Source organism: Stenotrophomonas sp. STEN009, assembly GCF_056760395.1.
Genome location: NZ_JBRRES010000001.1, coordinates 129,004 through 152,040, shown reverse-complemented (window position 1 = coordinate 152,040; position 23,037 = coordinate 129,004). Strand labels below are relative to the sequence as shown.

The window sequence follows — 23,037 nt, the reverse complement described above, 5'->3', positions numbered from 1 at the left end:
CGGGCGGCCCTGGAAAAGTGCGAGGTGCGGGGCTTGGCCGGGCGAGCGCCGGCTCTGCAGGTTCATCAGGCCGCGTAGGCGACCCAGCCCTTGAAGGTGAATCCGGCGTAGAACAGCTCGATGTCCTTGAAGCCTGCCTCCTGCAGCACCTCCACCTCCTGTTCCGGTGACAGCAGCGGCAGGCGCTCGGCGATGGCGGTGATCGCGCGCTGTGCATCCGCACGGGCAATGCCGGAAGCCTCGCCGAAGGCCGCATAGCGCCTCAACCAGCGCAGCTTCGCCTCCGGCTCCTGCGGGACGCTGTGGTGGGCCACCACCAATGGCGCACCCGGACGCAGCCGCCTGCGCAGTTCGCGCAGGGTATGCCGGCGCTGGTCGATATCGAGGAAGTGCAGGGTCAGCAGGCAGCTGGCGCCATCGAAGATCGTGGCCGGGGCATCCTCGATGTAGCCCTCCAGCAGCTCCACGTGGTTCATCCGTGTGCCGAGCGTTTCGCGGGCCAGCGCCAGCATCGGGCCGGCCGGATCGACTCCGAGCATGCGCCAGTACGGGTGGGCGTCAGCGAAGGCCTTCAGCTCGAGGCCGCCACCGGCGCCGAGCACCAGCACGTGGCCGTGCTCGGGCACGTGCTCGGCCAGCAGCAGGTGGGCCATCTGTTGCAGACCGAGGAATCCAGGTACCTGCCGCAGCGGTCCCTCGTGATAGCGGGCCGCAGCCTGGGGATCGGAGAACGAAGGCATCCGGAGGCGACCTGCAGCAGGAGGGGAATTGTCACTGTAGCGCAGGCGTCAAGAGGTGCCGCCCAGTCCGCGATGCGGCTGCGGCGTGGTGCGCGCGCAGGGCTTCGCCGCCTGTCATCGTGGTGTCGTCGATGCCTCACGCCGGCTATGCAGGCCAGCGTCCACGCTTGATCGTCCCCGCCCCCACGGAGACCGACCATGTGGCTGCTTGATCATCTCTGGACTGCACGCCGGCCCGCGCCTCCGCCGCGCCCCGTTCAAGCAGAGTCCGCGCCACGCCGGCCCTGGCGCAAACGCCCCGCGCGAGCCGGCCGCAGCGGCATGGCGCCCTGGCAGAAGGTCACCGCGCCGACACGCCGTACCCGGCACTAGGCCGGGCGGTCGGCCGGATGGTTCACGCCATCGCTGACCGGAATCACGCCCAGCGCGAAGGGATCGATGCCCTCCAGGCAGGCGACGTTGTAGCCGTACTGGTCGGGGTTGGAACGCCGACGGTGGTGGGTGTAGATGCCGCACACATCGCAGAAGTAGTGCTCGGCCACATGCGTGTTGAACTGGTACAGCCGCAGATGGTCCCGCCCTCGTACCACCTGCAGCCCTGCGAGGGCGACGCTGGCGGCGATGGCGCCGCGGCGGCGGCACATCGAACAGTCGCAGCGGCGCGGGTCGACGATGCCGTCCGGCAGGTCCAGCAGCAGTTCGACCGTACCGCAATGACAGCGGGCGCTGTGCTGGGGTTGGACCGCAACACCGGCCACGGAGGTAATGCCCATCGATGCTCCTGGAAGAGGGAACGGTATGTGGAAAACCGCGTTGCAGACGGTGCACCCAGCAGCCTGAACGGGCCGTAGATGCCAGGGCGAACCCGCTTGTGGCTAACTATGCGCCCCCGGGACCACGACAGGACGCCAGTGAAAGCCGCAGGACGTTGGATGACAGGAAGTGTGATGGCACTGCTGGCACTGTGGGTGGCTGGCCTGCTGCTCTATCAGCTGCCGGGGCCGGGCTGGCTGGCGTCGGCCGTGGCGGTACTGTGGGTGCTGTCCGCCCTGTGGGCGTCCTGGCGGGTTGCCCGTGGCCATGGCACGCGACGGCTCGGCATGGCCTTCGGCGTGGCGCTGGCCCTGGCGCTGGGGTGGTGGATGCTGCTGACCCCGCGCCAGGATCGCGTCTGGGCCGATGACGTAGCGCAACGCCTGCACGTGGTCTCCTTCGATGGGCGGCATGTGGTGCTGGACAACGTGCGCGATTTCACCTGGCGCAGCGAAACCGACTATGACGCGCGCTGGGTGCGCCGCACGTACGACCTGGACCAGCTGCGTTCGGCCGACCTGGTGCTTTCGTACTGGATGGGGCCGGCGATCGCCCACACGCTGATCTCGTTCGGCTTCGACGATGGCCGCCATGTCGTGTTCTCGCTGGAGATCCGCAAGGAACGCGGGGAATCGTTCTCGGCACTGGGGGGATTCTTCCGCAAGTTCGAGATGACCCTGGTGGCCTCCGAAGAGACCGACATCATCCGCACGCGTACCAACGCGCGTGGCGAGGATGTCTATCTGTACCGCCTGCATGGCATGGACCGCGCACAGTTGAAGGAACTGTTCGCCGCCTACATCGCGCAGGCACGCGAGCTGGATGCAAAGCCCGGCTTCTACAACACGCTGACCAGCAACTGCACCACCATCGTCTTCGATCTGGCCAGGCATATCGCGCCGCGGCTGCCGCTGGACTACCGCCTGCTGCTGTCCGGCTATCTGGCCGAGTACGCGCAGGAGGTCGGGGCATTGACGCCGGGGGTGCCGTACGCAGTGCTGCATGCCAAGGGCCGGATCACCCAGCGCGCGCTGGACCTGGGTGACGGCGGCAACTTTTCCACCGTGATCCGCCAGGGCGTGCCCGGCACCGAGCAGGACCCGCAGTGATGCTCATGTCCATACTTTCCCGCTGGCAGCGCGTGCTGCCGGCGTCGCTGGCGATCTTCATGCTGCTGGCCGGCAGCGGCTGCGCGATGGTCACCGTCAAGCAGGTGAAATCCAGTGACTCGCTGGTCAACAAGCGTGCCGATGTGCTCAACACCGGCAAGCTCAGCCCGGCGGCCCGGGAAACGCTGAGTGCAGCCGGGCTGGATGAGTCGCAGTGCGAGAAGGACTTCGTGGTCTGTCGCAGCACGCTGTTGATGACCGACGATCTCAACGTCGAACAGCGGCTGTCCGCCTTGTCGGAGCTGTGGGTGAAGGCAGCGCTGGCGCTGACCCCGAAGAAGACGGCGGCGGGCGATCCACCGATGAGCGATGCCGCACTGGACGCATGGCTGGAAGCGGCGCGCTATGCCTACGCCTACCTGTTCTACAGCGGCCGTTCGCCGTCCGATCGGGCGTTCGAGGACCGGCAGACGCAGGTGCGCGACTACTACAACTATGCAGCCGAGAAGGCCGCGGTGGTTCTGTTCGTGCGGGCGCGCGCCGCCGCGCTCGCCGGCGAGGACTATACGAAGCCGATCACGGTCGGCAGCTGGTCGCTGGCCTCCAACTACCAGCAGCTGGACCTGAAGAGCATTCCGGCGCAGCTGGTACCCGCTGGCACGGTCAGCTTCGTCGGCCTGCGCAGTACCTATCGACGCGACGGTTTCGGTGCGGAGCTGGTGATGGTGATGGACCCGCCGAAGCTGGTTGCTCCGGCGGTCTCCGCAGATGGCCCGAAGGCGGACGGCGTGCAGGACGACGACAGCGATGCGCGTCGTGGCCGCCGCCATCGCCATGATGATGCGGTGCCGGAGTTCAGCGAGATGTCCTCGATCAACGTCACCGCGCTGCTGCGCTTCGAGGGCAGCACGCTGGAGGACGTGATGCGTACCCGCCGGGTCGAGCTGGACGCCTATTCGCCCGAAGCGACCGAGCGCATCACCCTGCACGGCGAGCAGGTGCCGCTGGCCGGCAACTTCACTGCCGCCTACGGCCTGTGGCTGGCGCAGAGTGGCTTCGCCCGGCAATCGCTGCGCACGCTGTTCGGCATGAGCGAGGGTATCGGTGAGCCGCACATCTACCTGATGCAGCCGTGGGATCCGAACCGCCGCATCATCTTCATGCTGCATGGCCTGGCCAGCAGCCCGGAAGCGTGGGTGAACCTGGCCAACGAGATCATGGGCGATCCCGAGCTGCGCCGGCAGTTCCAGGTGTGGCAGGTGTATTACCCGACCAACGCGCCGATCGCGCTGAACCGCTATGAGATCGCCACTGCATTCAACGATACGCTGAAGCATTTCGACCCGGATGGCAGCACGCGTGCATCGAAGGACATGGTCTACATCGGTCACAGCATGGGCGGCGTGTTGGCCCGCCTGCTGGTGAGCGACTCGGGCGATGTGCTGTGGAACGACCTGCTGGCCAACTATGACCTGAAGGGTGAACGACTGAAGCGGGTGCAGAACAAGCTGGGACCGCTGCTGCACTTCAAGGCGCAGCCGAATGTGGAACGGGCGATCTTCATCGCCGCCCCGCATCAGGGCACCGACATCGCCGGCAACAGGGTTGGCCGCCTGATCGGCCGCCTGGTGCGCCTGCCGCTGACCATCCTGGGCAAATTCGAGGATGTGTTCCTGGCGCTGGCGCAGGCCGAGCAGCAGGTTGACGGCACCGCCAAGCCGAAGATTCCCAACAGCATCGACAACCTCAAGGCCAGCGATCCGTTCGTGAAGGCGGCCGCACAGCTGCCGATCGAAGCGGGCCTGAAGTACCACTCGATCATCGCCCAGCGCAAACCGGAACTGCCGCTGGAGGAATCCGACGATGGGCTGGTGCCGTATTGGAGCGCGCACCTGCCGGGGGCGCTGTCGGAGAAGGTCATCATCTCCGGACACAGCGTGCAGGAATCGCCGCAGGCCGTGCTGGAGGTGCGCCGCATCCTGCACCGGGACATCGATGACGTGGACGCGGCGGCCACGCCATGACTGCACTGATCGCCGGGCCACGCCCGGCCGAATCAACCGGTGGCGTTACACCCGGCGTGCAATCAGCGTGGACAGCAGAGCCAGGCCCAGGGTGATCGCCAGGCACAGTACGTAGCCGGTGTGTGGCCTGTCGTCCACGAACAGGGCAAACAGCGCGCCGGAGGCGGCCAGTGCGGTGGTGACCGCCAGCGCCTCGCTCAACTGCAGCGCCGAGGTGTTGGCTCCCTGTTCGTGCGGTGCCGAAAGGGACAGGGTCAGTACCGAAAGACTGGCGTAGATCATGCCCATGCCGAAGCCGGTGAGCGTCCAGCCGATCAGAGCCACCGGCAGCGGTACCGTGCGGAACAGCACCACCAGCGTGGCCGCGATACCGATCGCCATCAGCGGCGTTCCCGCGCGCAGCAGCTGCTGGCGTGACCAGCCATTGCGCTGGTGGCCCTGCAGCCACGACCCGGCGAACCAGCCCAATGCCCCCAGGCTCAACACCGCGCCGGCCCCGCTGGGTGACAGCCCGCGCTCGCGCTGCAGCAGCAGTGGCAGGTAGGCCTCGCAGGCGAAGAATGCCGCAGCGGCGATGCCGCGCAGGGCGATCACACTGGGCAGGCCGCGATGCACGCGCAAGGTGCCGGCGGGCAGCAGCCGCTGCACGCAGAACAGCAGCGCAAGCATCGCCACAGCGATGCACAGCACTGCCGCCATCCCTTGCTGCTGCCCGCCGAGATACAGCAGCAGCGCTGCCAGCGACGCGCCGCTGGCCCAGCGCACCACCCGGCTGCGATTGCCGCTGTCGCCCGCAGGCGAGGGCTGCAGGCGTGACAGTGCAGGTCGCAGCAGCAATGCAGCGGGTAGCGCCAGCAGCGGCACGGCCAGGAACACCCACCGCCAGCCCAGGTGCTGCACGATGAGCCCGCTCGCAGCCGGGCCGATCATCGACGGCACCACCCAGCCAGCGGAGAATGCTGCGAACACCTTCGGCCGCAGCGATTCGGGGTAGGTACGGCCGACCATCACATACAGCGAGACCGAGATCGCGCCCGCGCCCAGGCCCTGCAGCAGCCGCCCGGCCACCAGTATCCCCATGTGCGTGGCCAGGCCGGCCAGCAGCAGGCCCAGTACGAAGCACGCCAAGCCCCACCACAGCGGCCGCGCGGGCCCGTGCCGGTCGGCCCAGAGGCCAGCGAGTGTCATGCCGATGACGCTGGTGGCGAGGGTTCCGCCGAAGGCCAGCGCGTACAGGCGAAGCCCGTCAAGCGCGGCGGCGACGGTGGGCATGGCTGCGGCCACCGCCAGCGCTTCGAAGGCGTGCAGCGAAACCAGGGCGACCATGCCGAGGGTGGTCGCACGATAGCGCGCGGAGAGGATGGAGGTTTCGGCAGGAGGGGCGGCGTCGGCAGCAGATGGAGTCGGGGTCATGCGGAAAGTCTGGGAGGCCGCGCTTGTCATCCGGCGGCGAAGACCGCAGCATGACACCTGAACTATAGTTGAGGTCAAGCAATGGTGTCGCAGGAACTGAGTGTGGGTGAGGTGTCGCAGCGCAGCGGCGTGGCCGTATCCGCTCTGCACTTCTATGAGCGCAAGGGCCTGATCAGCAGCCTGCGCACCTCGGGCAACCAGCGCCGCTTCAGCCGCGACGTGCTGCGCCGGCTGGCGGTGATACGCGTTGCACAGCGCGTGGGCATGCCGCTGGAGGCGGTGGCGCGTGCTTTCGAAAGCCTGCCGCAGGGCAGGGCACCGACCAAGGCCGACTGGGCCACGCTGTCTGCACGCTGGCGGACCGAGCTGGATGAGCGCATCCACATGCTGCAGCTGCTGCGTGACGAGCTGACCGGGTGCATCGGTTGCGGCTGCCTGTCACTGAAGCGCTGCCGGCTGGCCAACCCCGAGGATGTCCTCGGGGAACGGGGTGACGGTCCGATGCGCTGGGGCTGAGGCCCCGGCACATCGGAGGGCACGCCAGGCTGGATCATGCATCACCAGACGGTGATCGTTTCACCGCTCAGGATGCCTTCCACCGCGCGCTGGTACGCCAGTGCCGCGCGCTGGGCGGTCACCGCTTCAAAGCCGGGGAAGTAGGGCGCGTAGGCATCCATTGATTCGACCAGCACATTCGGGCTGACGACATTGATGCGCAGCCCGCGGGGCAGCAGCTCCAGGGCCGCTGCGCGCACGAATCCTTCCAGCGCGGCGTTCACCGAGGTTGCATTGACGCCGTCGCGGATCGGCTGGGCGCTGACGATGCCGCTGGTCAGGGTGATCGAGCCACCGGCGGTGAGGTGATGCTGGGCGGCCAGTGCCAGCCGTACCTGCCCGAGCAGCTTGTCCTGCAGGCCGACGTTGAACCGTTCGGGCGTCATGTCACGCAGGGGACCAAAATGCAGTTTGCCTGTTGTGGAAATCACCGCATCGACCGCGCCGGTGCGGGCAAACAGTTCGTTGACGCTGGCATCGTCGGTCAGATCGACGCGCAGCGTGCCGCTGCTGCGCCCTGCGTCCAGGATCTGGTGCTGCTGGCCGAGCTGGCGCGCTACGGCCTGGCCGAGCGTGCCGGTGGCGCCCACGAGAAGAATCTTCATGACGGTTCCTTGCTTGGGGAGACGAAGCGCAGTCTGCGCCGTGACGACGCGGTTTGGTAAGCCGCGTATGATTCGCTGATTACTAATCAGGACTTAGCAATGGACATGCTGCGCTGCATGCAGGCCTTCGTCGCCGTGGCCGAGCGCGGGAGTTTCGCCGCTGCCGCCGAGCACCTGCAGGTGTCTGCGGTGATGGTGGGCAAGTACATCCAGCAGCTGGAAAGCCACCTCGGCACCGCGCTGTTGCAGCGGAACACGCGGCGGCAGCGCCTGACCGAAGCGGGTAGCGCCTATCTGGCCGGTTGCCGGCAGGTGCTGGAACAGGTGCAGCAGGCCGAGGCGGACGTGGCCGGCCTGCAGCTGCAGCCGCGCGGTGTGTTGCGGGTCAGTGCTCCCACCACCTGGGGCAGCTGCGTGCTGGCGCCCCGGTTGGCCGAACTGCTGCGTGCACAGCCGCTGCTGAACATCGAACTGGATCTGAGCAATCGGCGGGTGGACCTGATCGAAGACGGCTTCGACGCGGCGATCCGGGTCGGTCCGCTGCCCTCGGCGGACATCGTGGCGCGTTCGCTGCCTCCCTATGCGATGAGCCTGTGCGCAGCGCCGTCGTACCTTCGCCGTCGAGGCACGCCGCGGACGCCCGCGGATCTGCAGGGGCACGATTGTCTGAGCCACCTGGCGTGGCGTGGCGGGCACGGTTGGCAGCTGGCCAGTGGCGAGCATGTGGACTGGGAGGCGCGGCTCACCAGCAATGACGGCTTCGCGCTGCGCGAGGCCGCCGTGGCGGGGGCCGGGCTGATTCTGCAACCGACGGCGCTGCTGGCCACGGAGATCGCTGCAGGCCGGCTGAAACCGCTGCTGCGCGACCATCTGCCGGCGCCGCGGCCGATGCACCTGATCTATCTGCCGGACCGTCGCCCGCGCCCGCGCCTGCAGTGCTTCGTCGACTTCGTCATGACCACGTTGGGGCAATGAGCATCGGGGGAGATGGGGTCAGATCCCTTTGCCCCGGCAAAGGGATCTGACCCCAAGGAATCAGTCGTTTGCCGCTGACAGTGCCTGGCCGCGCACCTGTGCGGCGCGCAGCGCGGCATCCACCAGTGCCTCGAAGCCGCCGGCCTGGAAGCTTTCGATCGCAGCCTGGGTGGTGCCGTTGGGCGAGGTCACGCGGCGGCGCAGCTCGGTGGGACTTTCGCCCGCTTCATCGAGCATGCGCGAGGCGCCCAGCAGCGTCTGCACCACCAGCGTGCGTGCGGCGTCGGCGGGCAGACCCTGGGCGATGCCTGCCGCTTCCATCGCTTCGGCGAGCAGGAACACATAGGCCGGACCGCTGCCGGAGACAGCGGTGACCGAATCCATCAACGGCTCGCTGTCGATCCATACCGTGCGTCCGGCACTGGCCAGCAGGTGCTCGGCCTGGGCCCGCTGCGGTGCATCCACTGCCGGTGTTGCGTACAGGCCGGTGACGCCGGCACCGAGCAGCGCGGGCGTGTTGGGCATCGCGCGCACCACCGGCAACGTGCCGCCCAGCCAGCGCTGCAGCTGCGTGCTGGTGATGCCCGCGGCGATCGAGACCACCAGCGGTCGGTTGTCCTGCGCCAGCGGCTGCAGCGACTGGCAGACGTCGCGCAGTACCTGTGGCTTGACCGCCAGCAGCCAGGTCTGGCCCTGCGCGGCGGCCGCGCTGGCGCTGTCGTGGGTATGCACGCCGAAGTCGCTGGCAAGCGCATCGCGCACGGCGGCGACCGGCTCGGCCACGTGGATGCGCGTGGCAGGCACGCCCTGGCGGATCAGGCCGGCGATCAGGCTGCGCGCCATGTTGCCGCCGCCGATGAAGGTGATGGAATCTGCTGCCATGGAAGTCTCCTCGGAATGTCAGGCCGGCCGCGGACGGGCGCCGAACAGGGCGGTGCCGATGCGCACCAGGGTGGCGCCTTCGGCGATGGCCTCGGTGTAGTCGCTGCTCATGCCCATCGAAAGGGTATCGACCTGCGGGAAGCGGTCGGCCAGTGTCTGGAAAAGTGTGCGCATGCGCACGAATGCGTCGCGGCGGCGTTCCGCCTCCGGCCACGGCGCCGGGATCGCCATCAGACCCCGCAACCGCAGGCCAGGCTCGGCGGCGATGGCCTCGGCCAGGGCCTGGACGTCCTCTGGCGAGCAGCCGTGCTTGCTCGATTCATCATCGATGTTGACCTGGATCAGCACGTTCAGCGCTCCGCGCGCCGCCGGTCGATGGCGGGCCAGTGCAGTCACCAGCTTGGGACGGTCCACGCTCTGTACCCAGTCGAAATGCGTGGCCACCGCTTCGGCCTTGTTGGACTGCAGATGGCCGATCAGGTGCCATTCCAGGTCCAGGTGCTGCAGCGCCTGCATCTTGGCCAGCGCCTCCTGCACGTAGTTTTCGCCGAAGGCGCGCTGGCCCTGTGCAGCAAGGGCGGCCACGGCCTCGGCCGGTTGGGTCTTGGAGACCGCCAGCAGGCGCGGCGGCGCACGTCCGGCGGCCTCCGCCGCAGCGTGCAGGGTGCTCAGGATCTGGGGCAGGGCAGTGGCCACGTAACGCGTTCCAATCGATCAGGAGGCTATACTGCCGCCCGGGGAAAGATCCTTCCAGTCGAAGCCGTTATTGGGGAGTAGCCGCTCATGGATATCGCCGAGCTGTTGGCGTTTTCCGTAAAGAACAAAGCGTCCGACCTGCACCTGTCCGCAGGCCTGCCGCCGATGATCCGCGTGGACGGCGACGTTCGCCGCATCAACATCCCGGCACTGGACCACAAGCAGGTCCATGCGCTGGTGTACGACATCATGTCCGACAAGCAGCGCCGCGACTACGAGGAATTCCTCGAAGTGGACTTCTCGTTCGAGATCCCGTCGCTGGCACGTTTCCGCGTGAATGCGTTCAACCAGAACCGGGGTGCGGGCGCGGTGTTCCGTACCATTCCGTCGGAGGTTCTGACGCTGGAGGATCTGGCCTGCCCGCCGATCTTCCGCGAACTGATCCAGCAGCCGCAGGGCCTGATCCTGGTGACCGGCCCGACCGGTTCGGGCAAGTCGACCACGCTGGCCGCGATGATCGACTACATCAACAAGAGCGAATACGGCCACATCCTCACTGTCGAGGATCCGATCGAGTTCGTGCACACCTCGCAGAAGTGCCTGATCAACCAGCGCGAAGTACACCGTGATACGCATGGCTTCAACGAGGCACTGCGCTCGGCACTGCGAGAAGACCCGGACATCATCCTGGTCGGCGAACTGCGCGACCTGGAAACCATCCGCCTGGCACTGACCGCCGCGGAGACCGGCCACCTGGTGTTCGGCACCCTGCACACCAGTTCGGCGGCCAAGACCATCGACCGCATCATCGACGTGTTCCCGGCCGGCGAGAAGCCGATGGTGCGCTCGATGCTGTCCGAGTCGCTGCGCGCGGTGATCTCGCAGGCACTGTTGAAGAAGGTGGGCGGCGGCCGTACCGCAGCGTGGGAGATCATGGTGGGCACGCCGGCCATCCGCAATCTGATCCGCGAAGACAAGGTGGCGCAGATGTACTCGGCGATCCAGACCGGTCAGCAGCAGGGCATGATGACGCTCGACCAGCACCTGCAGGACCTGGTCAAGCGCAGCCTGATCACCCGCAACCAGGCGCGCGAGTACGCCAAGGACAAGCGACTGTTCGAGTAAGGCAAGGCAGAAGCGGGCCCCGGCGCGCGACCGCGCCGGCGACTCCGCGATGTTCCGACCATCGACTGAAGCCTGGCACATGCCTCCTGGGAGCCTGCCGTGAACACCACCGCCACCACCATCGATTTCACCTCCTTCCTCAAGCTGATGGCGCACCAGCGCGCCTCGGACCTGTTCATCACCGCGGGCATGCCGCCGGCGATGAAGGTCAATGGCAAGATCGCGCCGATCACGCAGACACCCCTGACGCCGCAGCAGAGCCGCGACCTGGTGCTGAACGTGATGACGCCGGCACAGCGCGAAGAGTTCGAGAAGACCCACGAATGCAACTTCGCCATCGGCCTGTCCGGTGTCGGCCGTTTCCGCGTGAGCTGCTTCTATCAGCGCAACCAGGTGGGCATGGTGCTGCGTCGCATCGAGACGCGCATCCCGACCGTGGAAGAACTGAGCCTGCCGCCGATCATCAAGACGCTGGCGATGACCAAGCGCGGCATCATCCTGTTCGTCGGTGCGACCGGTACCGGCAAGTCGACGTCGCTGGCAGCGATGATCGGTTATCGCAACCAGAATTCCACCGGCCACATCATCACCATCGAGGATCCGATCGAGTTCGTGCACAAGCACGAGGGCTGCATCATCACCCAGCGCGAAGTGGGCATCGATACCGACAGCTGGGAGGCCGCGCTGAAGAACACGCTGCGCCAGGCGCCGGACGTGATCATGATTGGTGAGGTGCGTACCCGCGAAGGCATGGACCACGCCATCGCCTTCGCCGAGACCGGCCACCTGGTGCTGGCGACGCTGCATGCCAACAACGCCAACCAGGCGATGGACCGCATCATCAACTTCTTCCCGGAAGACCGCCGCAACCAGCTGCTGATGGACCTGTCGCTGAACCTCAAGGGCGTGGTCGCCCAGCAGCTGGTGCCGTCCCCGGATGGCCGCTCGCGCAAGGTTGCGATGGAGATCCTGCTGGGCACGCCGCTGGTGCAGGACTACATCCGCGACGGCGAGATCCACAAGCTGAAGGAAGTGATGAAGGAATCGGTCCAGTTGGGCATGAAGACCTTCGACCAGAGCCTGTTCGAGTTGTACCAGGCCGGTGAGATCAGCTACGAGGATGCGCTGCGGTATGCCGATTCGCAGAACGAAGTGCGGCTGCGCATCAAGCTGAGCCAGGGCGGTGACGCGCGCACCCTGTCGCAGGGCCTGGACGGCGTGGAAATCTCCGAGATCCGCTGAAGCAGCAGAGGACGGCAGCCGGGCGTCGCCCGGCGCCGCGGAAGATCACCGGGACGGCCGGATTCATGAAATCCAGTCATGACCGACTGCGGCGCAGCCGGTTCAATCCGATGAGGCCGCAGGCGTATCGTCAGCGCTCCCCCTCTGGAGCATGACAATGCAGACACGTGAACTCGGCCGCAGCGGCCTGAAGGTTTCCGCCCTCGGCCTGGGCTGCATGGGCCTGAGCCACAGCTACGGCAAGCCCGTGGAACTGGAGCAGGGCGTCGCGCTGCTGCACGCAGCCGTGGAGCGCGGGGTCACCTTCTTCGACACGGCCGAGGTGTATGGCCCGTACACCAACGAGGCACTGCTGGGCAGGGCGCTGGCGCCGCATCGGGACCGGCTGGTGATCGCCACCAAGTTCGGTTTCCGCAATGCCCAGGCCGATACCGGGCTGGACAGCCGCCCGGAGAACATCCGTGCCGTGGCCGAAGCCAGCCTCAAGCGCCTGCGTACCGATCACATCGATCTGTTCTACCAGCACCGTGTCGATCCCAACGTGCCGATCGAGGACGTCGCCGGTACCGTGCGCGACCTGATTGCCGAAGGCAAGGTCGGCCACTTCGGGCTCTCCGAAGCGAGTGCCGCCACCGTGCGCCGCGCACATGCCGTGCAGCCGGTCGCTGCGGTGCAGAGCGAGTACTCGCTGTGGTGGCGCGAGCCGGAGCGCGAACTGCTGCCGACCCTGCAGGAGCTGGGCATCGGCTTCGTACCATTCAGTCCGCTGGGCCGGGGCTTCCTGACCGGTACGATCAATGCAGAGACCACGTTCGAGGCCGACGACTTCCGCAACACCGTGCCGCGGTTTGAAGTCGAAGCGCGCCGGGCGAACCAGGCGCTGGTGGACCGGATCGGCGCCATTGCCGCCGCCCGCGGTGCCACCCCGGCACAGGTGGCATTGGCCTGGCTGCTGGCGCAGGCGGACTGGATCGTGCCGATTCCGGGTACCACCAAGGTGCATCGCCTGGAAGAGAACCTGGGAGCGGTGGACCTGCAGCTGTCGAGCGAAGAACGGCAGCGCATCGCGCAGGCGCTGGATGAAGTGTCGATCGTCGGCGAGCGCTACAACGCCCAGCGTGCGGCGCAGGTCAAGGGCTGATCGTGGTGGGTGCGGGCCTTGGGCCCGCACTCATCGGTCCATCATCGGCCCGCGCAGGGCATCGAGCACCGTGCGCATCGCCAGGGTCACGTGGTGGCGCGAGGGGTAGTACGCGTAGTAGCCATCGAACGGCGGGCACCAGTCGTCCAGCACCGATTGCAGGCGCCCATCGTCCAGCATCGGCAGGACCTGGTCTTCCGGCAGCCAGGCCAGCCCGCTGCCGGCCAGTGCCGCGCTGCGGGTCATGCCCATCGTGTTGAAGGTCCACTGCCCGCTCACGCGCACGCTCAGTTCGTGGCCATCCTGGCCGAAGTCCCATGGCATCAGTCCGCCATGGGTGGGCAGGCGCAGGGTGACGCAGTTGTGGCTGGCCAGGTCGTGGGGGGGGGGGGGGGGGGGGGGGTTTCTTTTTATACCCCGGGGGCCCCCCCCCCCCCCACCCCGGCAGCGGGGGGCTGATGGGCACGGCGATCATGTCGCGTGCCAGGCGCTCGCCGAGGCGGATGCCGATGTCATAGCGCTCGGCGACGATGTCGGCCAGGCCGTAGTCGGTGGTCAATTCGATCTTCAGGTCGGGGAAGCGCTGCAGCAGGGGGGCCAGCCGCGGCCACGCCAAGTACTCAGCGGCGTGGCCGGTGGCATTGATGCGGATGGTCCCGGCGGGGCGGTCGCGGTACTCGGCCAACGCGGCCAGTTCGTGCTCGATCTCGGCCAGGCGTGGTGCCAGCGTGGCGAGCAGGCGGGCGCCAGCCTCGGTGGTGGAGACGCTGCGGGTGGTCCGGGTCAGCAGGCGCACCCCGAGCCGCTCTTCGAGGCCGCGCATGGCATGGCTGAGCGCGGACTGGGAGACACCCAGCTGGGCGGCCGCGCGGGTGAAGCTGCCCTCGCGGGCGACGTGGACAAAGGCCTGCAGGTCGTTGAGGTTTTCGCGCGGCATGCGGGAATGATACGGCGCCGCCGCTGCCCGCTGCCGCGCAGGCTGATGCTTTCCGGGGAGCCCTCAGGCAGGGCGGCGCATCCAGCTGAACGATTTCATCTGCAACTGTCATGCGGATCGTGTCTAATACCGCCTCCCCCCGCTGTCCCCCCCACCCGCATGTCCCATCCTTCCCATGGCCCCGCGCCGTGCGACGACGCTGACGGCCACCTGGTCACCGCCGGTCCGTTGACTCCGCCGCCGGACAGCGCCGGTACCACCGCCGACGAGAAAGCGCTGCGCCACTCGGTGGCCGAGGACGTGCAGGGCATGGTGCTGGCGACGATGGTGGCCTCGCTGGGCCTGGCCATCTTTGCCAAGGGCGGGCTGATGATCGGCGGCATGGCCGGCATGGCCTTCCTGCTGCACTACTCCATGGGCTGGAACTTCGGGCTGGTGTTCGTGCTGGTCAATCTGCCCTTCTACTGGGTGGCGCTGCGGCGCATGGGCTGGGAGTTCACCCTGAAGACCTTTGCCGCGGTTACCGCCTGCGGCGTACTGACCGATCTGCTGCCGCGCTGGATCGATTTCTCGCACATCCATCCGCTGTACTCGGCGATCGTCGGCGGCGCGCTGTCGGGGCTGGGCATCCTGTTCTTCATCCGCCACCGCGCCAGCCTGGGCGGCATCGGCATCCTGGCGGTCTACCTGCAGCGCACCCGTGGCTGGAGCGCCGGCAAGGTGCAGATGTCCTACGATGCCTGTCTGATGATCGCCGCGTTCTTCGTGCTTTCGCCGTCCAAGGTGATGTATTCGGCGATCGGCGCGGTGGTGCTCAGCCTGGTGCTGATGTTCAACCACCGGCCCGGCCGTTACATGGGCGTGTAAGCGCGCCTTCCGCGTTCGCCGGGCCATGCCCGGCGGATGCAGATCAGCGGGTGGTAGCGCCGGGCCATGCCCGGCGGATGCAGTTCAGCGGGCGACGGCCTGCAGCCAGGGCGGTGACAGCTTCAGCAGCCGCGCATGCACCGGGCAGTCCGCGGCGTGCGCACCCGGCAGGTAGCCCAGGCTCATCAGGAATTCGCCGGTGATCTCGCCGCCGGTGAAGCGGAAGGTCTTCTTGAACAGCTTCACCCAGTCAGCCTTGCTGCGTGGGTGATGCGCGTCCAGCCAGGCGGCAAAGCTGCCGTGGTCCGCACGCAGCTGCTGGATCACCTGTGCGTTGTGGATCGCGGCAAGCACCTTCAGGCGGTTGCGGATGATGCCCGGGTCCGAGAGCAGGCGCTCGATGTCCTGCTCGGCATAGGCCGCGACCCGGTCCACGTCGAAGGCATCGTAGGCTGCGCGGAATCCTTCCCGCTTCTTCAGGATGGTCTCCCAGCTCAGGCCGGCCTGGTTGATCTCCAGCACCAGCCGCTCGAACAGCTCGCGTTCGTCGCGCTGCGGGAAGCCGTACTCGTGCGCGTGGTAGTAGTCGTGCACCGGGTGGCCGGGGGCGATCAGGCAATATCCGGACAAGGCGAACTCCTGCGGTACGGGGTGGTCATTATGCGCGCCGTGACCGGCAGGTGCAGGCATCGGGGGCGACCAGCGGCTAGAATGGCGGCATGCCCGCAACTCCCACTTCCCTTGCCGATCACCTGCTCGTCGCGCTGCCGTCGCTGCTCGACGCGACCTTTGCCCGCAGCGTCGCGCTGATCTGCCAGCACGACGAGAACGGGGCGATGGGCGTGCTGGTCAACCAGCCGTCCGAGTACACGCTGGGCGAGGTGCTGTCGCAGATGGACATCGCCACCAGCGATGGCGACCTGCAGGCGCGCATGGTGCTCAACGGGGGGCCAGTGCATCCCGAGCGCGGGTTCGTCATCCACGACGATGCGCGGCCCTGGGATTCCAGCCTGACGGTGGGCGATGGCCTGTACCTGACCACGTCGCGCGACATTCTCGAAGCAATGGCCCGCGGCGAAGGCCCGGCCAATGCCGTGGTGACCCTTGGCTGCGCCGGATGGGGCGCCGGGCAGCTGGAAAGCGAGCTTTCCGAGAACAGCTGGCTGACCGTGCCGGCCGACGCCGAACTGGTGTTCCAGCTGCCGCTGGAGCAGCGCTGGCAGGGCGCGGCCTCGCGCATCGGCGTGGATCTGTTCCGGCTCACCGATTACAGCGGCCATGTCTGAGCCGGCCGCCCTCCGTCGCGATGGCACCGTGCTCGGCTTCGATGTCGGCGCGCGACGGATCGGTGTGGCCATCGGCAGTGCCTTCGCCGCGCACGCGCGTGCCGTGGCCGTGGTCGACGTGCACGGCAACGGCCCGGACTGGGCGGCGATCGAACGCCTCATCAAGGAATGGAAGCCCGATGGCCTGGTGGTCGGCGATCCGCTGACGCTCGACGGCCAGGACCAACCCAACCGCAAGCGCGCGCAGGGCTTCGCCCGCCAGCTGCGGGAACGATTCAAGCTGCCGGTGGTGATGATCGACGAGCGCTCAAGCTCGGTGGAAGCCGCCCGCCGCTTCGCCGTCGAGCGCGCCGAAGGGCGCAAGCGCCGCCGTGATGCGGCCGCGCTCGATGCGGTGGCTGCGGCGGTGATCATCGACCGCTGGCTGTCCTCGCCGGACGACGCCACTCCCATTCCCTGACTGCACGATTCCCGCCATGACCGCCCAGCAACTCGATGCCTCCGGCCGCCTGCGCCACCTGCTGACTCTTGAGGGCCTGCCCCGCGACACCCTGCTGCAGCTGCTCGACCGCGCGGGCCAGATCCGCGATGCGGCGGTCGGCCGCGTCGGCAACAAGCGGCACGTGCTGGCCGGTTCCGCGGTGTGCACGCTGTTCTTCGAACCGTCCACCCGCACGCGCAGTTCGTTCCAGCTGGCCGCGCAGCGCCTGGGCGCCGACGTGCTGAACTTCGATGCGTCGACCTCGTCCACGCGCAAGGGCGAAACCGCCTGCGACACGCTGCGCAACCTGGAAGCGATGGGCGTGCGCGGTTTCGTGGTGCGCCATCCCGATGATGGTGCCGTGGCCGCACTGGCCGAAGCGGCGGGCGAGGGCACCGCCCTCGTCAACGCCGGCGATGGGCGCAGTTCGCACCCCACCCAGGGCCTGCTGGACATGCTGACCCTGCGCCAGGCCAAGGGTCCGGATTTCTCGAAGCTGAAGGTGGTGATCGTCGGCGACGTGAAGCACTCGCGCGTGGCCCGCACCGACCTGCACGCACTGCGCACGCTGGGCGTGGGCGAGATCCGCGTGTGTGGCCCGCAGTCGCTGCTGCCGGACGACGAAACCCTGAAGGGCTGCGTGGTGGGCGAAGATTTCGACGCGATGCTGGAAGGGGTCGACGCACTGATGATGCTGCGCCTGCAGCGCGAGCGCATGGAAGAAGGGCTGGTGCCGTCGCTGGAGCAGTATCACGACCAGTACGGCCTGACCCGCGAACGCCTGGCCCGCGCCGGCAAGGACGCCGCGGTGCTGCACCCCGGCCCGATCAACCGCGGCGTGGAAGTGACCGACGATGTGGCCGATGGCCCACAGTCGTGGGTGCTGCGCCAGGTCGCCAACGGCGTCGCCGTGCGCATGGCCGTGCTGGAAACCCTGCTGGGCTGAACCCCGCTCTGGTAGGTGTCAGCCTTGGTTGACACACTTACCGCGCGGCTTGTCCGCGCACCGCTCTGGTAGATGCCAACCTTGGTTGGCACTATCCATCCGCGCCCAAGTTGTCGAGCGGATCACACGAAGCGCCAAGCTCCCATTCGCACCATGCATGGGGATATTACCCAAGCCGCGTCGTCAGCCCGGCCCTGATCGGATTTCCCATCAGATACATCGCATGCCGGTGCAACGATTCGTCAGAGCGGATCGCATGATCGTGATAGCAGGCCTGCCAGAAGCGCCCGACTCGCCCCAGCAACCGGTTTACCTGCTGGGCGGTGCGCGACTTGAAACGCTTCATGACGGTTTCCAGCGTTCCCGCACGTAGTTCGACCAGCCAGTGGATGTGGTCGGGCATGACCACGTACGCAATCGAGCGGGTGAAGCATTCCTGATCCAGTCGCTGGAATTCGCGGACTGCCAAGGCGGCCGCTGCGGCGTTGGTGAAGAGCGGCGCGCGGTCATGGACGACGGTGGTGAGGATATAGCTGAGGCCGATGCTGGAGCGACGACCGAGCAGGAGACGTGTGTTCTGCATGGAGCAAGCATGGACGGGCCTGCTTCCAGTGAACATCGGGGAATGGGCTGGTTTCAGGTAGGCCAGTGCCAACCAAGGTTGGCAACTACCGAAGCTATGGCTCATCGCTTCTGCGCGAACAACCACGCCCACATTGCGGCATCGGCGTAGGTGGCATCCCAGGCGTTGTGGTTACCTTGCGGATACTCGGTGTAGCGTACGTCGGCGGCGCCGGTGGCCTGGAACGCGGCGTGCAGGCGGCGGTCGTCGTCTGGTGGCACCACATCGTCAAGCGCACCATGGAAGATCCAGATCGGCGTGTGCCGCAGGCGCTGTGCGATCGCGGCATAGGGATCGGCTTCGTTGGCGACCTGCTCCACGAACAGGGTCGGCCGCACCGCGCGGGGGGCCAGCACCGCGCCGCAGACCGGCACGATCGCCGCGAAACGGCGCGGGTCATCCAGTGCGATGTTCCAGCTGCCGTAGCCGCCCATCGACATGCCGGTCAGGTACTGCCGGGCCGGGTCGGCACCGAACTCTGCGAGGGTGGCGTCGAGTGCGGCCAGGGCCACCCGGTTGTTGCGGCCGCTCCATTCCTCGTGCCCGGGAACCTGTGGGAACACCACCAGCGCCGGGAAGTCGCGGTGGTCGCGCAGGTACGGGCCGAGCCCGGCGTGGGTCTGCTTCACGCCATCGCCGCCACGCTCGCCAGAGCCGTGCAGGAACAGGATGACGGGCACATCGACCGGCGCGGCACCCTGCTGCGCCGGACCACGCGGCTGCAGGCCCGCGGGAATGAACACCTGGTAATAGGCCGTCCGGCCATCCACCTTCACCGCACGCGCCTCGAAGCGTCCGTGCGTCCGTTCGGCGGTGCTGGCGCAGCCCCCTACCATCAGGACCAGCAGCAGCGGCAACCAGCGTGCAAGCAGACGAACCATGAGCGCGTTTCCTGATCTGGAATCGTTTTCATGGTAGTCCAGTCGCGCCTGGCCAGCATCGTGCAGCGCGTCACTCGGGCCGGGGGGCGCTGGCGACGATGTCCAGCTGCTCCTGCGCTTCAGCGTTGCCTTCGGCGGCGGCGGCCCGTACCTGTGCCAGATCCGGGTGCAGCACCACCAGCAGCGGGTTCTCGCACACCGGGCAGTCGTACTCGGTGGCGTCCTCGTCCAGCTCCATCACCATTGCCCGCGAACTGCCCTTCCATTCGCACGCGGCACAGGTATGCAGCTGGTCGCGCCAACCCGGCTGGAAGTAGTTTTCGATCGTGGTTGCCATGGGGTGTTCCAGTGGGAATGGGCCCCGCGCCCCGACCGGCGGCAGGGCGCAGGTCGGTCAGTGCAGCAGCACCAGGGTGGCCAGGCCGAGGAAGGTGAAGAAGCCCATCGAATCGGTCACGGCGGTCAGGAAAATACCGCTGGCCAAGGCCGGATCGAAGCCGAAACGTTTCAGGGTCAGCGGCACCAGCACACCGGCCAGCGCGGCGAACAGCAGGTTGAAGGTCAGCGCGATGGCGATCACCGCCGACAACCCCGGCGAATGGAACCAGGCCAGCACGATCAGGCCCAGCACGGAACCCAGCAACAGGCCGTTGAGCAGTGCCACCCGCACTTCCTTCCACAGCAGGGTGCGTGCATTGGATGCGCCCACCTGGCCCAGCGCCAGGCCGCGCACCATCAACGCCAGCACCTGCGTGCCTGCGTTGCCGCCGAGGCCGGCGACGATGGGCATGAGCACCGCCAGCGCCACCAGCTTGTCGATCGTGCCTTCGAAGTGACCGACCACGCTGGAGGCGAGGAAGGCGGTACACAGGTTCACCGACAGCCACATCAGGCGACGGCGCATCGCGCGCCACACCGGGCTGAACAGATCCTCGTCCTCGTCCAGGCCGGCGGCGCCCAGCGCCTGGTGCTCGGCCTGGCCACGGATGATGTCGACCACGTCATCGATGGTGATGCGGCCGACCAGAATGTTGTTATCGTCCACCACCGGCGCGGAAATCCAGTCATGGTCGGAGAACTGGCGGGCGACCTCCTGGTCGCTCTCGCCGACATCGATCGCCGGCTGTTCGTCGTCGATCAACCGGTTGATCGGCGTGGTGTCTTCATGGGTGACCAGCGCTGCAAGCGAGACACGGCCAAGATACTGATGGCGGCGGCTGACCACGAACAGGTGGTCGGTATGGTCCGGAAGTTCGCCGCGCAGGCGCAGGTAGCGCAGCACCACGTCGACGTTGACGTCGGCGCGCACGGTCACCACGTCCGGGTTCATCAGGCGGCCAGCGCTGTCCTCGGGGTAGGACAGGACCTGCTCGAGGCGCTCGCGGTTCTCGCGGTCCATCGACTTGAGGACTTCGTCGATGACCGTGTCCGGCAGGTCCTCGACCAGATCGGCCAGGTCGTCGATGTCCAGGTCTTCGACCGCGGCGATGATCTCGTCCGGGTCCATGTCCGCGAGCAGGCTCTCGCGCACGTCGTCGCCGACGTGGACCAGCACCTCGCCGTCATCTTCCGGATCGACCAGGCCCCACACGACTTCGCGCTTTCCCGGCGGCAGCGATTCGAGCAGGTTGCCGATCTCGGCGGGGGCCAGAGTATTGACCAGGCGACGCACCGGTCCCAGCCGGCCACTGTCCAGTGCATCGGACAGCATCCGCAGTTGGCGCGCAGTCTTGTCGTGGCGTACAGCTTCAGCCATCGCAGCTCCCGCGGGATAAGAAAAGCCGCGATCCTGGCAAGGATGCGGCAACAAGGGTGTTCAGCGCGTCATTATCGCAAGGGGATGTTTCAACGCATACCCCGGTGTCTGCGGCCAGCGGGGTCCATGAATTCCGCCGGGCCATGCCCGGCGAGCGCGCAGCGCGGCCGTCAGGGCGTATCGGCCACCAGTGCCAGCCAGCGCTCGATGCCGCGACGGTCCCGCGCGGCCAGCAGCTTCGGAGCGCGGGCGCGCAGGGATGCCAGGTCGGCCTCGCGGATCGCGCGGCGGACTTCCAGCAGCGTGCCCGGATGCAGGCTGAACTCGGTCAGGCCCAGTGCCAGCAGCAGCGGCGCCATGCGTGCGTCCCCCGCGATCTCGCCGCACACCGCCACCGGCACACGATGGCGTGCGCCGGTCTCGATCACCATCTGCAGCAGGCGCAGCACCGCCGGGTGCAGCGGCGAGTAGAGTTCGCCCAGCGCCTCGTTGTTGCGGTCGGCCGCGAGCAGGTACTGCACCAGGTCATTGGTGCCGATCGACAGGAAGTCGACCAGGTCGATGAAGCTCTCCAGCGCCAGAGCAGCGGCGGGTACTTCGATCATCGCCCCCAGCGGCACGTGGTCGGCCACCATGTGCCCTTCCGCGCGCAGTTGTTCGGACAGCTTGAGCATGCGCCGACGCACGGCCAGCAGCTCTTCGCGCGTGCTGATCATGGGCACCAGCACCCGCAGCTTGCCATAGGCCGAGGCACGCAGAATCGCCCGCAGCTGGGTGTCGGCCACTTTCGGCCGTGCCAGCGACAGGCGCACGCCCCGCAGGCCAAGCGCCGGGTTCTCTTCGTTGCTCAGGGTCAGGCCGGTACGATCCGCTTTGTCCGCACCCAGATCGAGGGTGCGGATGGTCACCGGCCGCCCGCTCATGCCCAGCGCGGCGTCGCGGTAGGTCCGGAACTGTTCTTCCTCGTCCGGCAGCTCGTTGCGCTGCAGGAACAGGAATTCCGTGCGGTACAGACCCAGTCCCTGCGCGCCGAGGGCGTGGGCCTGGGTTACGTCCTCCAGCGATTCGGCGTTGGCCAGCAGGGCGATGTCGACCTGGTCGCGGGTACGGCTGGGTTTGCTGCGCAGGCGTCCGAGCTCCCGCTGCTCGCGGGCGTGTTCCTTCAGCCGTGCGCGATAGTCACGCAGGTTGTCGGCCTGCGGGTTGACGGTGATGCTGCCGTCGGCGCCATCGACGATCAGCACGTCGCCATCGGCAACGCGGCTGAGCAGCTGCGGAACGTTGACGATCAGTGGCAGGTGCAGACTGCGGGCGAGGATGGCGCTGTGCGACAGCGCGCTGCCGGCGGCGGTGACGATGCCCACGACGCCCTGTGCCTGCAGTTGTGCCAGCTCGGACGGCGCGATGTTGTCGCAGACCAGGATCTCGCCGGCCAGCCCCTTCATCACCGGCGCACGCTCCGGCTGCAGGAAGGCGTGAATACGGCCGATCACATGATCCAGATCGTCCATGCGGCTCTTCAGGTAGGCATCGTCCATGCCATCGAAGACCTTGGCCAGGCGGTCGCGCTGCAGGCGCAGGGCGTATCCGGCGCTGTACGGGCCGCTGCGGATCAGCTCATCCAGGCCGAACAGCAGCTCCGGGTCGTCCAGCAGCAGCGCGTGCAGATCGAGGAATTCGCCTACTTCCTGGTTCAGTGCGCCGTGCAGGCGCTGCCGAAGCTCATGCATCTCCGCGCGCGCGGCATCCACGGCGTGATGCAGGCGCGTCAGCTCGGTTTCGATCTGCTGCGGTGCCACGCGCTGTTCGGCAACGTCCAGCGCATGCGGCAGGCGCACGCGTGCACGCCCCATCGCCGAACCCCGCGCAGCGCCATGACCAGCCAGCAGCTGGACCGGCCGTTGGCCGGAAGGGAGCTGGCCGGCGCGGGCGCGCGGCACG

General features: G+C 67.5%; 22 protein-coding genes and 2 pseudogenes. 11 read left to right on the top strand and 13 right to left on the bottom strand.

The features are described from left to right. Positions 1-65 precede the first annotated feature (65 nt). Together ACVOMM_RS00745 and ACVOMM_RS00740 are read right to left on the bottom strand one after the other, a co-directional pair. The gene (locus ACVOMM_RS00745; protein ID WP_128989773.1) at positions 66-740 is read right to left on the bottom strand and encodes a class I SAM-dependent methyltransferase; all 675 of its coding nucleotides are present in this window, start codon (positions 738-740) and stop codon (positions 66-68) included. A 368-nt stretch (positions 741-1,108) separates the two neighbouring features. Next, positions 1,109-1,513, bottom strand: coding sequence for a GFA family protein (locus tag ACVOMM_RS00740; RefSeq protein WP_053519241.1), 405 nt, complete (start codon positions 1,511-1,513; stop codon positions 1,109-1,111). Between the two features lie 174 nt (positions 1,514-1,687). Between ACVOMM_RS00740 and ACVOMM_RS00735 the strand changes: the two genes are divergently transcribed. Further along, positions 1,688-2,662, top strand: coding sequence for an Lnb N-terminal periplasmic domain-containing protein (locus ACVOMM_RS00735; RefSeq protein ID WP_053519243.1), 975 nt, complete (start codon positions 1,688-1,690; stop codon positions 2,660-2,662). Then, positions 2,662-4,686 (top strand): esterase/lipase family protein, encoded by a 2,025-nt coding sequence (locus ACVOMM_RS00730; protein ID WP_053519245.1) that lies wholly within the window; start codon positions 2,662-2,664, stop codon positions 4,684-4,686. Before ACVOMM_RS00735 ends, ACVOMM_RS00730 begins: the two co-directional genes overlap by 1 nt. A gap of 45 nt (positions 4,687-4,731) precedes the next feature. On the opposite strand, the gene ACVOMM_RS00725 is transcribed toward ACVOMM_RS00730, so the two are convergent. Then, positions 4,732-6,099 carry an MFS transporter gene (locus tag ACVOMM_RS00725; protein WP_481525746.1) on the bottom strand — a complete coding sequence of 456 codons (1,368 nt, stop codon included), beginning with the start codon at positions 6,097-6,099 and terminating at the stop codon, positions 4,732-4,734. Between the two features lie 81 nt (positions 6,100-6,180). Between ACVOMM_RS00725 and soxR the strand changes: the two genes are divergently transcribed. Next, entirely contained in the window at positions 6,181-6,615 is a 435-nt protein-coding gene (gene soxR, locus ACVOMM_RS00720; protein WP_053519250.1) for a redox-sensitive transcriptional activator SoxR, read from the top strand. A 41-nt stretch (positions 6,616-6,656) separates the two neighbouring features. Here the strand turns inward: soxR and ACVOMM_RS00715 are convergent, their stop codons facing one another. Then, the gene (locus tag ACVOMM_RS00715; protein ID WP_481525762.1) at positions 6,657-7,328 is read right to left on the bottom strand and encodes a short chain dehydrogenase; all 672 of its coding nucleotides are present in this window, start codon (positions 7,326-7,328) and stop codon (positions 6,657-6,659) included. 30 nt (positions 7,329-7,358) lie between these two features. On the opposite strand from ACVOMM_RS00715, the gene ACVOMM_RS00710 reads away from it, so the two are divergent. Next, a complete protein-coding gene (locus tag ACVOMM_RS00710) occupies positions 7,359-8,234 on the top strand; it encodes a LysR family transcriptional regulator (RefSeq protein ID WP_481525745.1) in 876 nt (291 codons plus the stop codon). A gap of 60 nt (positions 8,235-8,294) precedes the next feature. Here ACVOMM_RS00710 and proC read toward each other — a convergent pair whose 3' ends face one another. Both proC and ACVOMM_RS00700 read right to left on the bottom strand, forming a co-directional pair. Continuing rightward, positions 8,295-9,116 carry a pyrroline-5-carboxylate reductase gene (gene proC, locus ACVOMM_RS00705; protein WP_460256313.1) on the bottom strand — a complete coding sequence of 274 codons (822 nt, stop codon included), beginning with the start codon at positions 9,114-9,116 and terminating at the stop codon, positions 8,295-8,297. Between the two features lie 18 nt (positions 9,117-9,134). Next, positions 9,135-9,812 (bottom strand): YggS family pyridoxal phosphate-dependent enzyme, encoded by a 678-nt coding sequence (locus tag ACVOMM_RS00700; protein ID WP_459062720.1) that lies wholly within the window; start codon positions 9,810-9,812, stop codon positions 9,135-9,137. A gap of 87 nt (positions 9,813-9,899) precedes the next feature. Here ACVOMM_RS00700 and ACVOMM_RS00695 point away from each other — a divergent pair, with 87 nt between their 5' ends. The 3 genes from ACVOMM_RS00695 (at position 9,900) to ACVOMM_RS00685 (ending at position 13,320) form a co-directional block, all read left to right on the top strand. Beyond that, complete coding sequence (locus ACVOMM_RS00695; protein WP_053519259.1) at positions 9,900-10,937, top strand: type IV pilus twitching motility protein PilT; 1,038 nt, start codon at positions 9,900-9,902, stop codon at positions 10,935-10,937. A 99-nt stretch (positions 10,938-11,036) separates the two neighbouring features. Further along, entirely contained in the window at positions 11,037-12,179 is a 1,143-nt protein-coding gene (locus ACVOMM_RS00690; RefSeq protein WP_074900446.1) for a PilT/PilU family type 4a pilus ATPase, read from the top strand. Between the two features lie 157 nt (positions 12,180-12,336). Continuing rightward, positions 12,337-13,320, top strand: coding sequence for an aldo/keto reductase (locus tag ACVOMM_RS00685; RefSeq protein WP_065175975.1), 984 nt, complete (start codon positions 12,337-12,339; stop codon positions 13,318-13,320). A 30-nt stretch (positions 13,321-13,350) separates the two neighbouring features. Here the strand turns inward: ACVOMM_RS00685 and ACVOMM_RS00680 are convergent. Beyond that, positions 13,351-14,257 (bottom strand): annotated as a pseudogene (locus tag ACVOMM_RS00680) (LysR family transcriptional regulator). Between the two features lie 159 nt (positions 14,258-14,416). Between ACVOMM_RS00680 and ACVOMM_RS00675 the strand changes: the two are divergent. After that, on the top strand, positions 14,417-15,124 hold the full coding sequence (locus ACVOMM_RS00675; RefSeq protein WP_053519265.1) for a YitT family protein: 708 nt from the start codon (positions 14,417-14,419) through the stop codon (positions 15,122-15,124). An 84-nt stretch (positions 15,125-15,208) separates the two neighbouring features. Here ACVOMM_RS00675 and ACVOMM_RS00670 read toward each other — a convergent pair whose 3' ends face one another. Then, on the bottom strand, positions 15,209-15,754 hold the full coding sequence (locus ACVOMM_RS00670) for a DNA-3-methyladenine glycosylase I (RefSeq protein ID WP_053519397.1): 546 nt from the start codon (positions 15,752-15,754) through the stop codon (positions 15,209-15,211). A gap of 89 nt (positions 15,755-15,843) precedes the next feature. Here ACVOMM_RS00670 and ACVOMM_RS00665 point away from each other — a divergent pair, with 89 nt between their 5' ends. From ACVOMM_RS00665 to ACVOMM_RS00655, 3 genes are read left to right on the top strand one after another with little or no spacing between them, the layout of a single operon-like run. Further along, positions 15,844-16,410, top strand: coding sequence for a YqgE/AlgH family protein (locus ACVOMM_RS00665; protein ID WP_065182436.1), 567 nt, complete (start codon positions 15,844-15,846; stop codon positions 16,408-16,410). Continuing rightward, a complete protein-coding gene (ruvX, locus tag ACVOMM_RS00660; protein WP_053519401.1) occupies positions 16,403-16,870 on the top strand; it encodes a Holliday junction resolvase RuvX in 468 nt (155 codons plus the stop codon). Before ACVOMM_RS00665 ends, ruvX begins: the two co-directional genes overlap by 8 nt. 16 nt (positions 16,871-16,886) lie before the next feature. Then, entirely contained in the window at positions 16,887-17,837 is a 951-nt protein-coding gene (locus tag ACVOMM_RS00655) for an aspartate carbamoyltransferase catalytic subunit (protein WP_053519403.1), read from the top strand. A gap of 91 nt (positions 17,838-17,928) precedes the next feature. Here the strand turns inward: ACVOMM_RS00655 and ACVOMM_RS00650 are convergent. From ACVOMM_RS00650 to ptsP, 5 genes and pseudogenes are all read right to left on the bottom strand, one after another. Further along, positions 17,929-18,420: pseudogene (locus tag ACVOMM_RS00650) on the bottom strand (REP-associated tyrosine transposase). Positions 18,421-18,521: 101 nt separating this feature from the next. After that, positions 18,522-19,340 carry a carboxylesterase family protein gene (locus ACVOMM_RS00645; RefSeq protein WP_277381463.1) on the bottom strand — a complete coding sequence of 273 codons (819 nt, stop codon included), beginning with the start codon at positions 19,338-19,340 and terminating at the stop codon, positions 18,522-18,524. 70 nt (positions 19,341-19,410) lie between these two features. Then, positions 19,411-19,677 (bottom strand): hypothetical protein, encoded by a 267-nt coding sequence (locus ACVOMM_RS00640; RefSeq protein WP_053519409.1) that lies wholly within the window; start codon positions 19,675-19,677, stop codon positions 19,411-19,413. Positions 19,678-19,734: 57 nt separating this feature from the next. Beyond that, positions 19,735-21,096 carry a magnesium transporter gene (mgtE, locus tag ACVOMM_RS00635; protein ID WP_053519410.1) on the bottom strand — a complete coding sequence of 454 codons (1,362 nt, stop codon included), beginning with the start codon at positions 21,094-21,096 and terminating at the stop codon, positions 19,735-19,737. A gap of 170 nt (positions 21,097-21,266) precedes the next feature. Continuing rightward, positions 21,267-23,036, bottom strand: coding sequence for a phosphoenolpyruvate--protein phosphotransferase (ptsP, locus tag ACVOMM_RS00630; RefSeq protein WP_065174530.1), 1,770 nt, complete (start codon positions 23,034-23,036; stop codon positions 21,267-21,269). Position 23,037 lies beyond the last annotated feature (1 nt).

What these genes read in the sequence shown, in the direction of transcription:
- ACVOMM_RS00745 (WP_128989773.1), bottom strand. Translation starts at nt 740, where the DNA reads ATGCCTTCGTTCTCCGATCCCCAGGCTGCGGCCCGCTATCACGAGGGA.
- ACVOMM_RS00740 (WP_053519241.1), bottom strand. Translation starts at nt 1,513, where the DNA reads ATGGGCATTACCTCCGTGGCCGGTGTTGCGGTCCAACCCCAGCACAGC.
- ACVOMM_RS00735 (WP_053519243.1), top strand. Translation starts at nt 1,688, where the DNA reads ATGGCACTGCTGGCACTGTGGGTGGCTGGCCTGCTGCTCTATCAGCTG.
- ACVOMM_RS00730 (WP_053519245.1), top strand. Translation starts at nt 2,662, where the DNA reads ATGCTCATGTCCATACTTTCCCGCTGGCAGCGCGTGCTGCCGGCGTCG.
- ACVOMM_RS00725 (WP_481525746.1), bottom strand. Translation starts at nt 6,099, where the DNA reads ATGACCCCGACTCCATCTGCTGCCGACGCCGCCCCTCCTGCCGAAACC.
- soxR (WP_053519250.1), top strand. Translation starts at nt 6,181, where the DNA reads ATGGTGTCGCAGGAACTGAGTGTGGGTGAGGTGTCGCAGCGCAGCGGC.
- ACVOMM_RS00710 (WP_481525745.1), top strand. Translation starts at nt 7,359, where the DNA reads ATGGACATGCTGCGCTGCATGCAGGCCTTCGTCGCCGTGGCCGAGCGC.
- proC (WP_460256313.1), bottom strand. Translation starts at nt 9,116, where the DNA reads ATGGCAGCAGATTCCATCACCTTCATCGGCGGCGGCAACATGGCGCGC.
- ACVOMM_RS00695 (WP_053519259.1), top strand. Translation starts at nt 9,900, where the DNA reads ATGGATATCGCCGAGCTGTTGGCGTTTTCCGTAAAGAACAAAGCGTCC.
- ACVOMM_RS00685 (WP_065175975.1), top strand. Translation starts at nt 12,337, where the DNA reads ATGCAGACACGTGAACTCGGCCGCAGCGGCCTGAAGGTTTCCGCCCTC.
- ACVOMM_RS00675 (WP_053519265.1), top strand. Translation starts at nt 14,417, where the DNA reads ATGTCCCATCCTTCCCATGGCCCCGCGCCGTGCGACGACGCTGACGGC.
- ACVOMM_RS00665 (WP_065182436.1), top strand. Translation starts at nt 15,844, where the DNA reads ATGCCCGCAACTCCCACTTCCCTTGCCGATCACCTGCTCGTCGCGCTG.
- ruvX (WP_053519401.1), top strand. Translation starts at nt 16,403, where the DNA reads ATGTCTGAGCCGGCCGCCCTCCGTCGCGATGGCACCGTGCTCGGCTTC.
- ACVOMM_RS00655 (WP_053519403.1), top strand. Translation starts at nt 16,887, where the DNA reads ATGACCGCCCAGCAACTCGATGCCTCCGGCCGCCTGCGCCACCTGCTG.
- ACVOMM_RS00645 (WP_277381463.1), bottom strand. Translation starts at nt 19,340, where the DNA reads ATGGTTCGTCTGCTTGCACGCTGGTTGCCGCTGCTGCTGGTCCTGATG.
- ACVOMM_RS00640 (WP_053519409.1), bottom strand. Translation starts at nt 19,677, where the DNA reads ATGGCAACCACGATCGAAAACTACTTCCAGCCGGGTTGGCGCGACCAG.
- mgtE (WP_053519410.1), bottom strand. Translation starts at nt 21,096, where the DNA reads ATGGCTGAAGCTGTACGCCACGACAAGACTGCGCGCCAACTGCGGATG.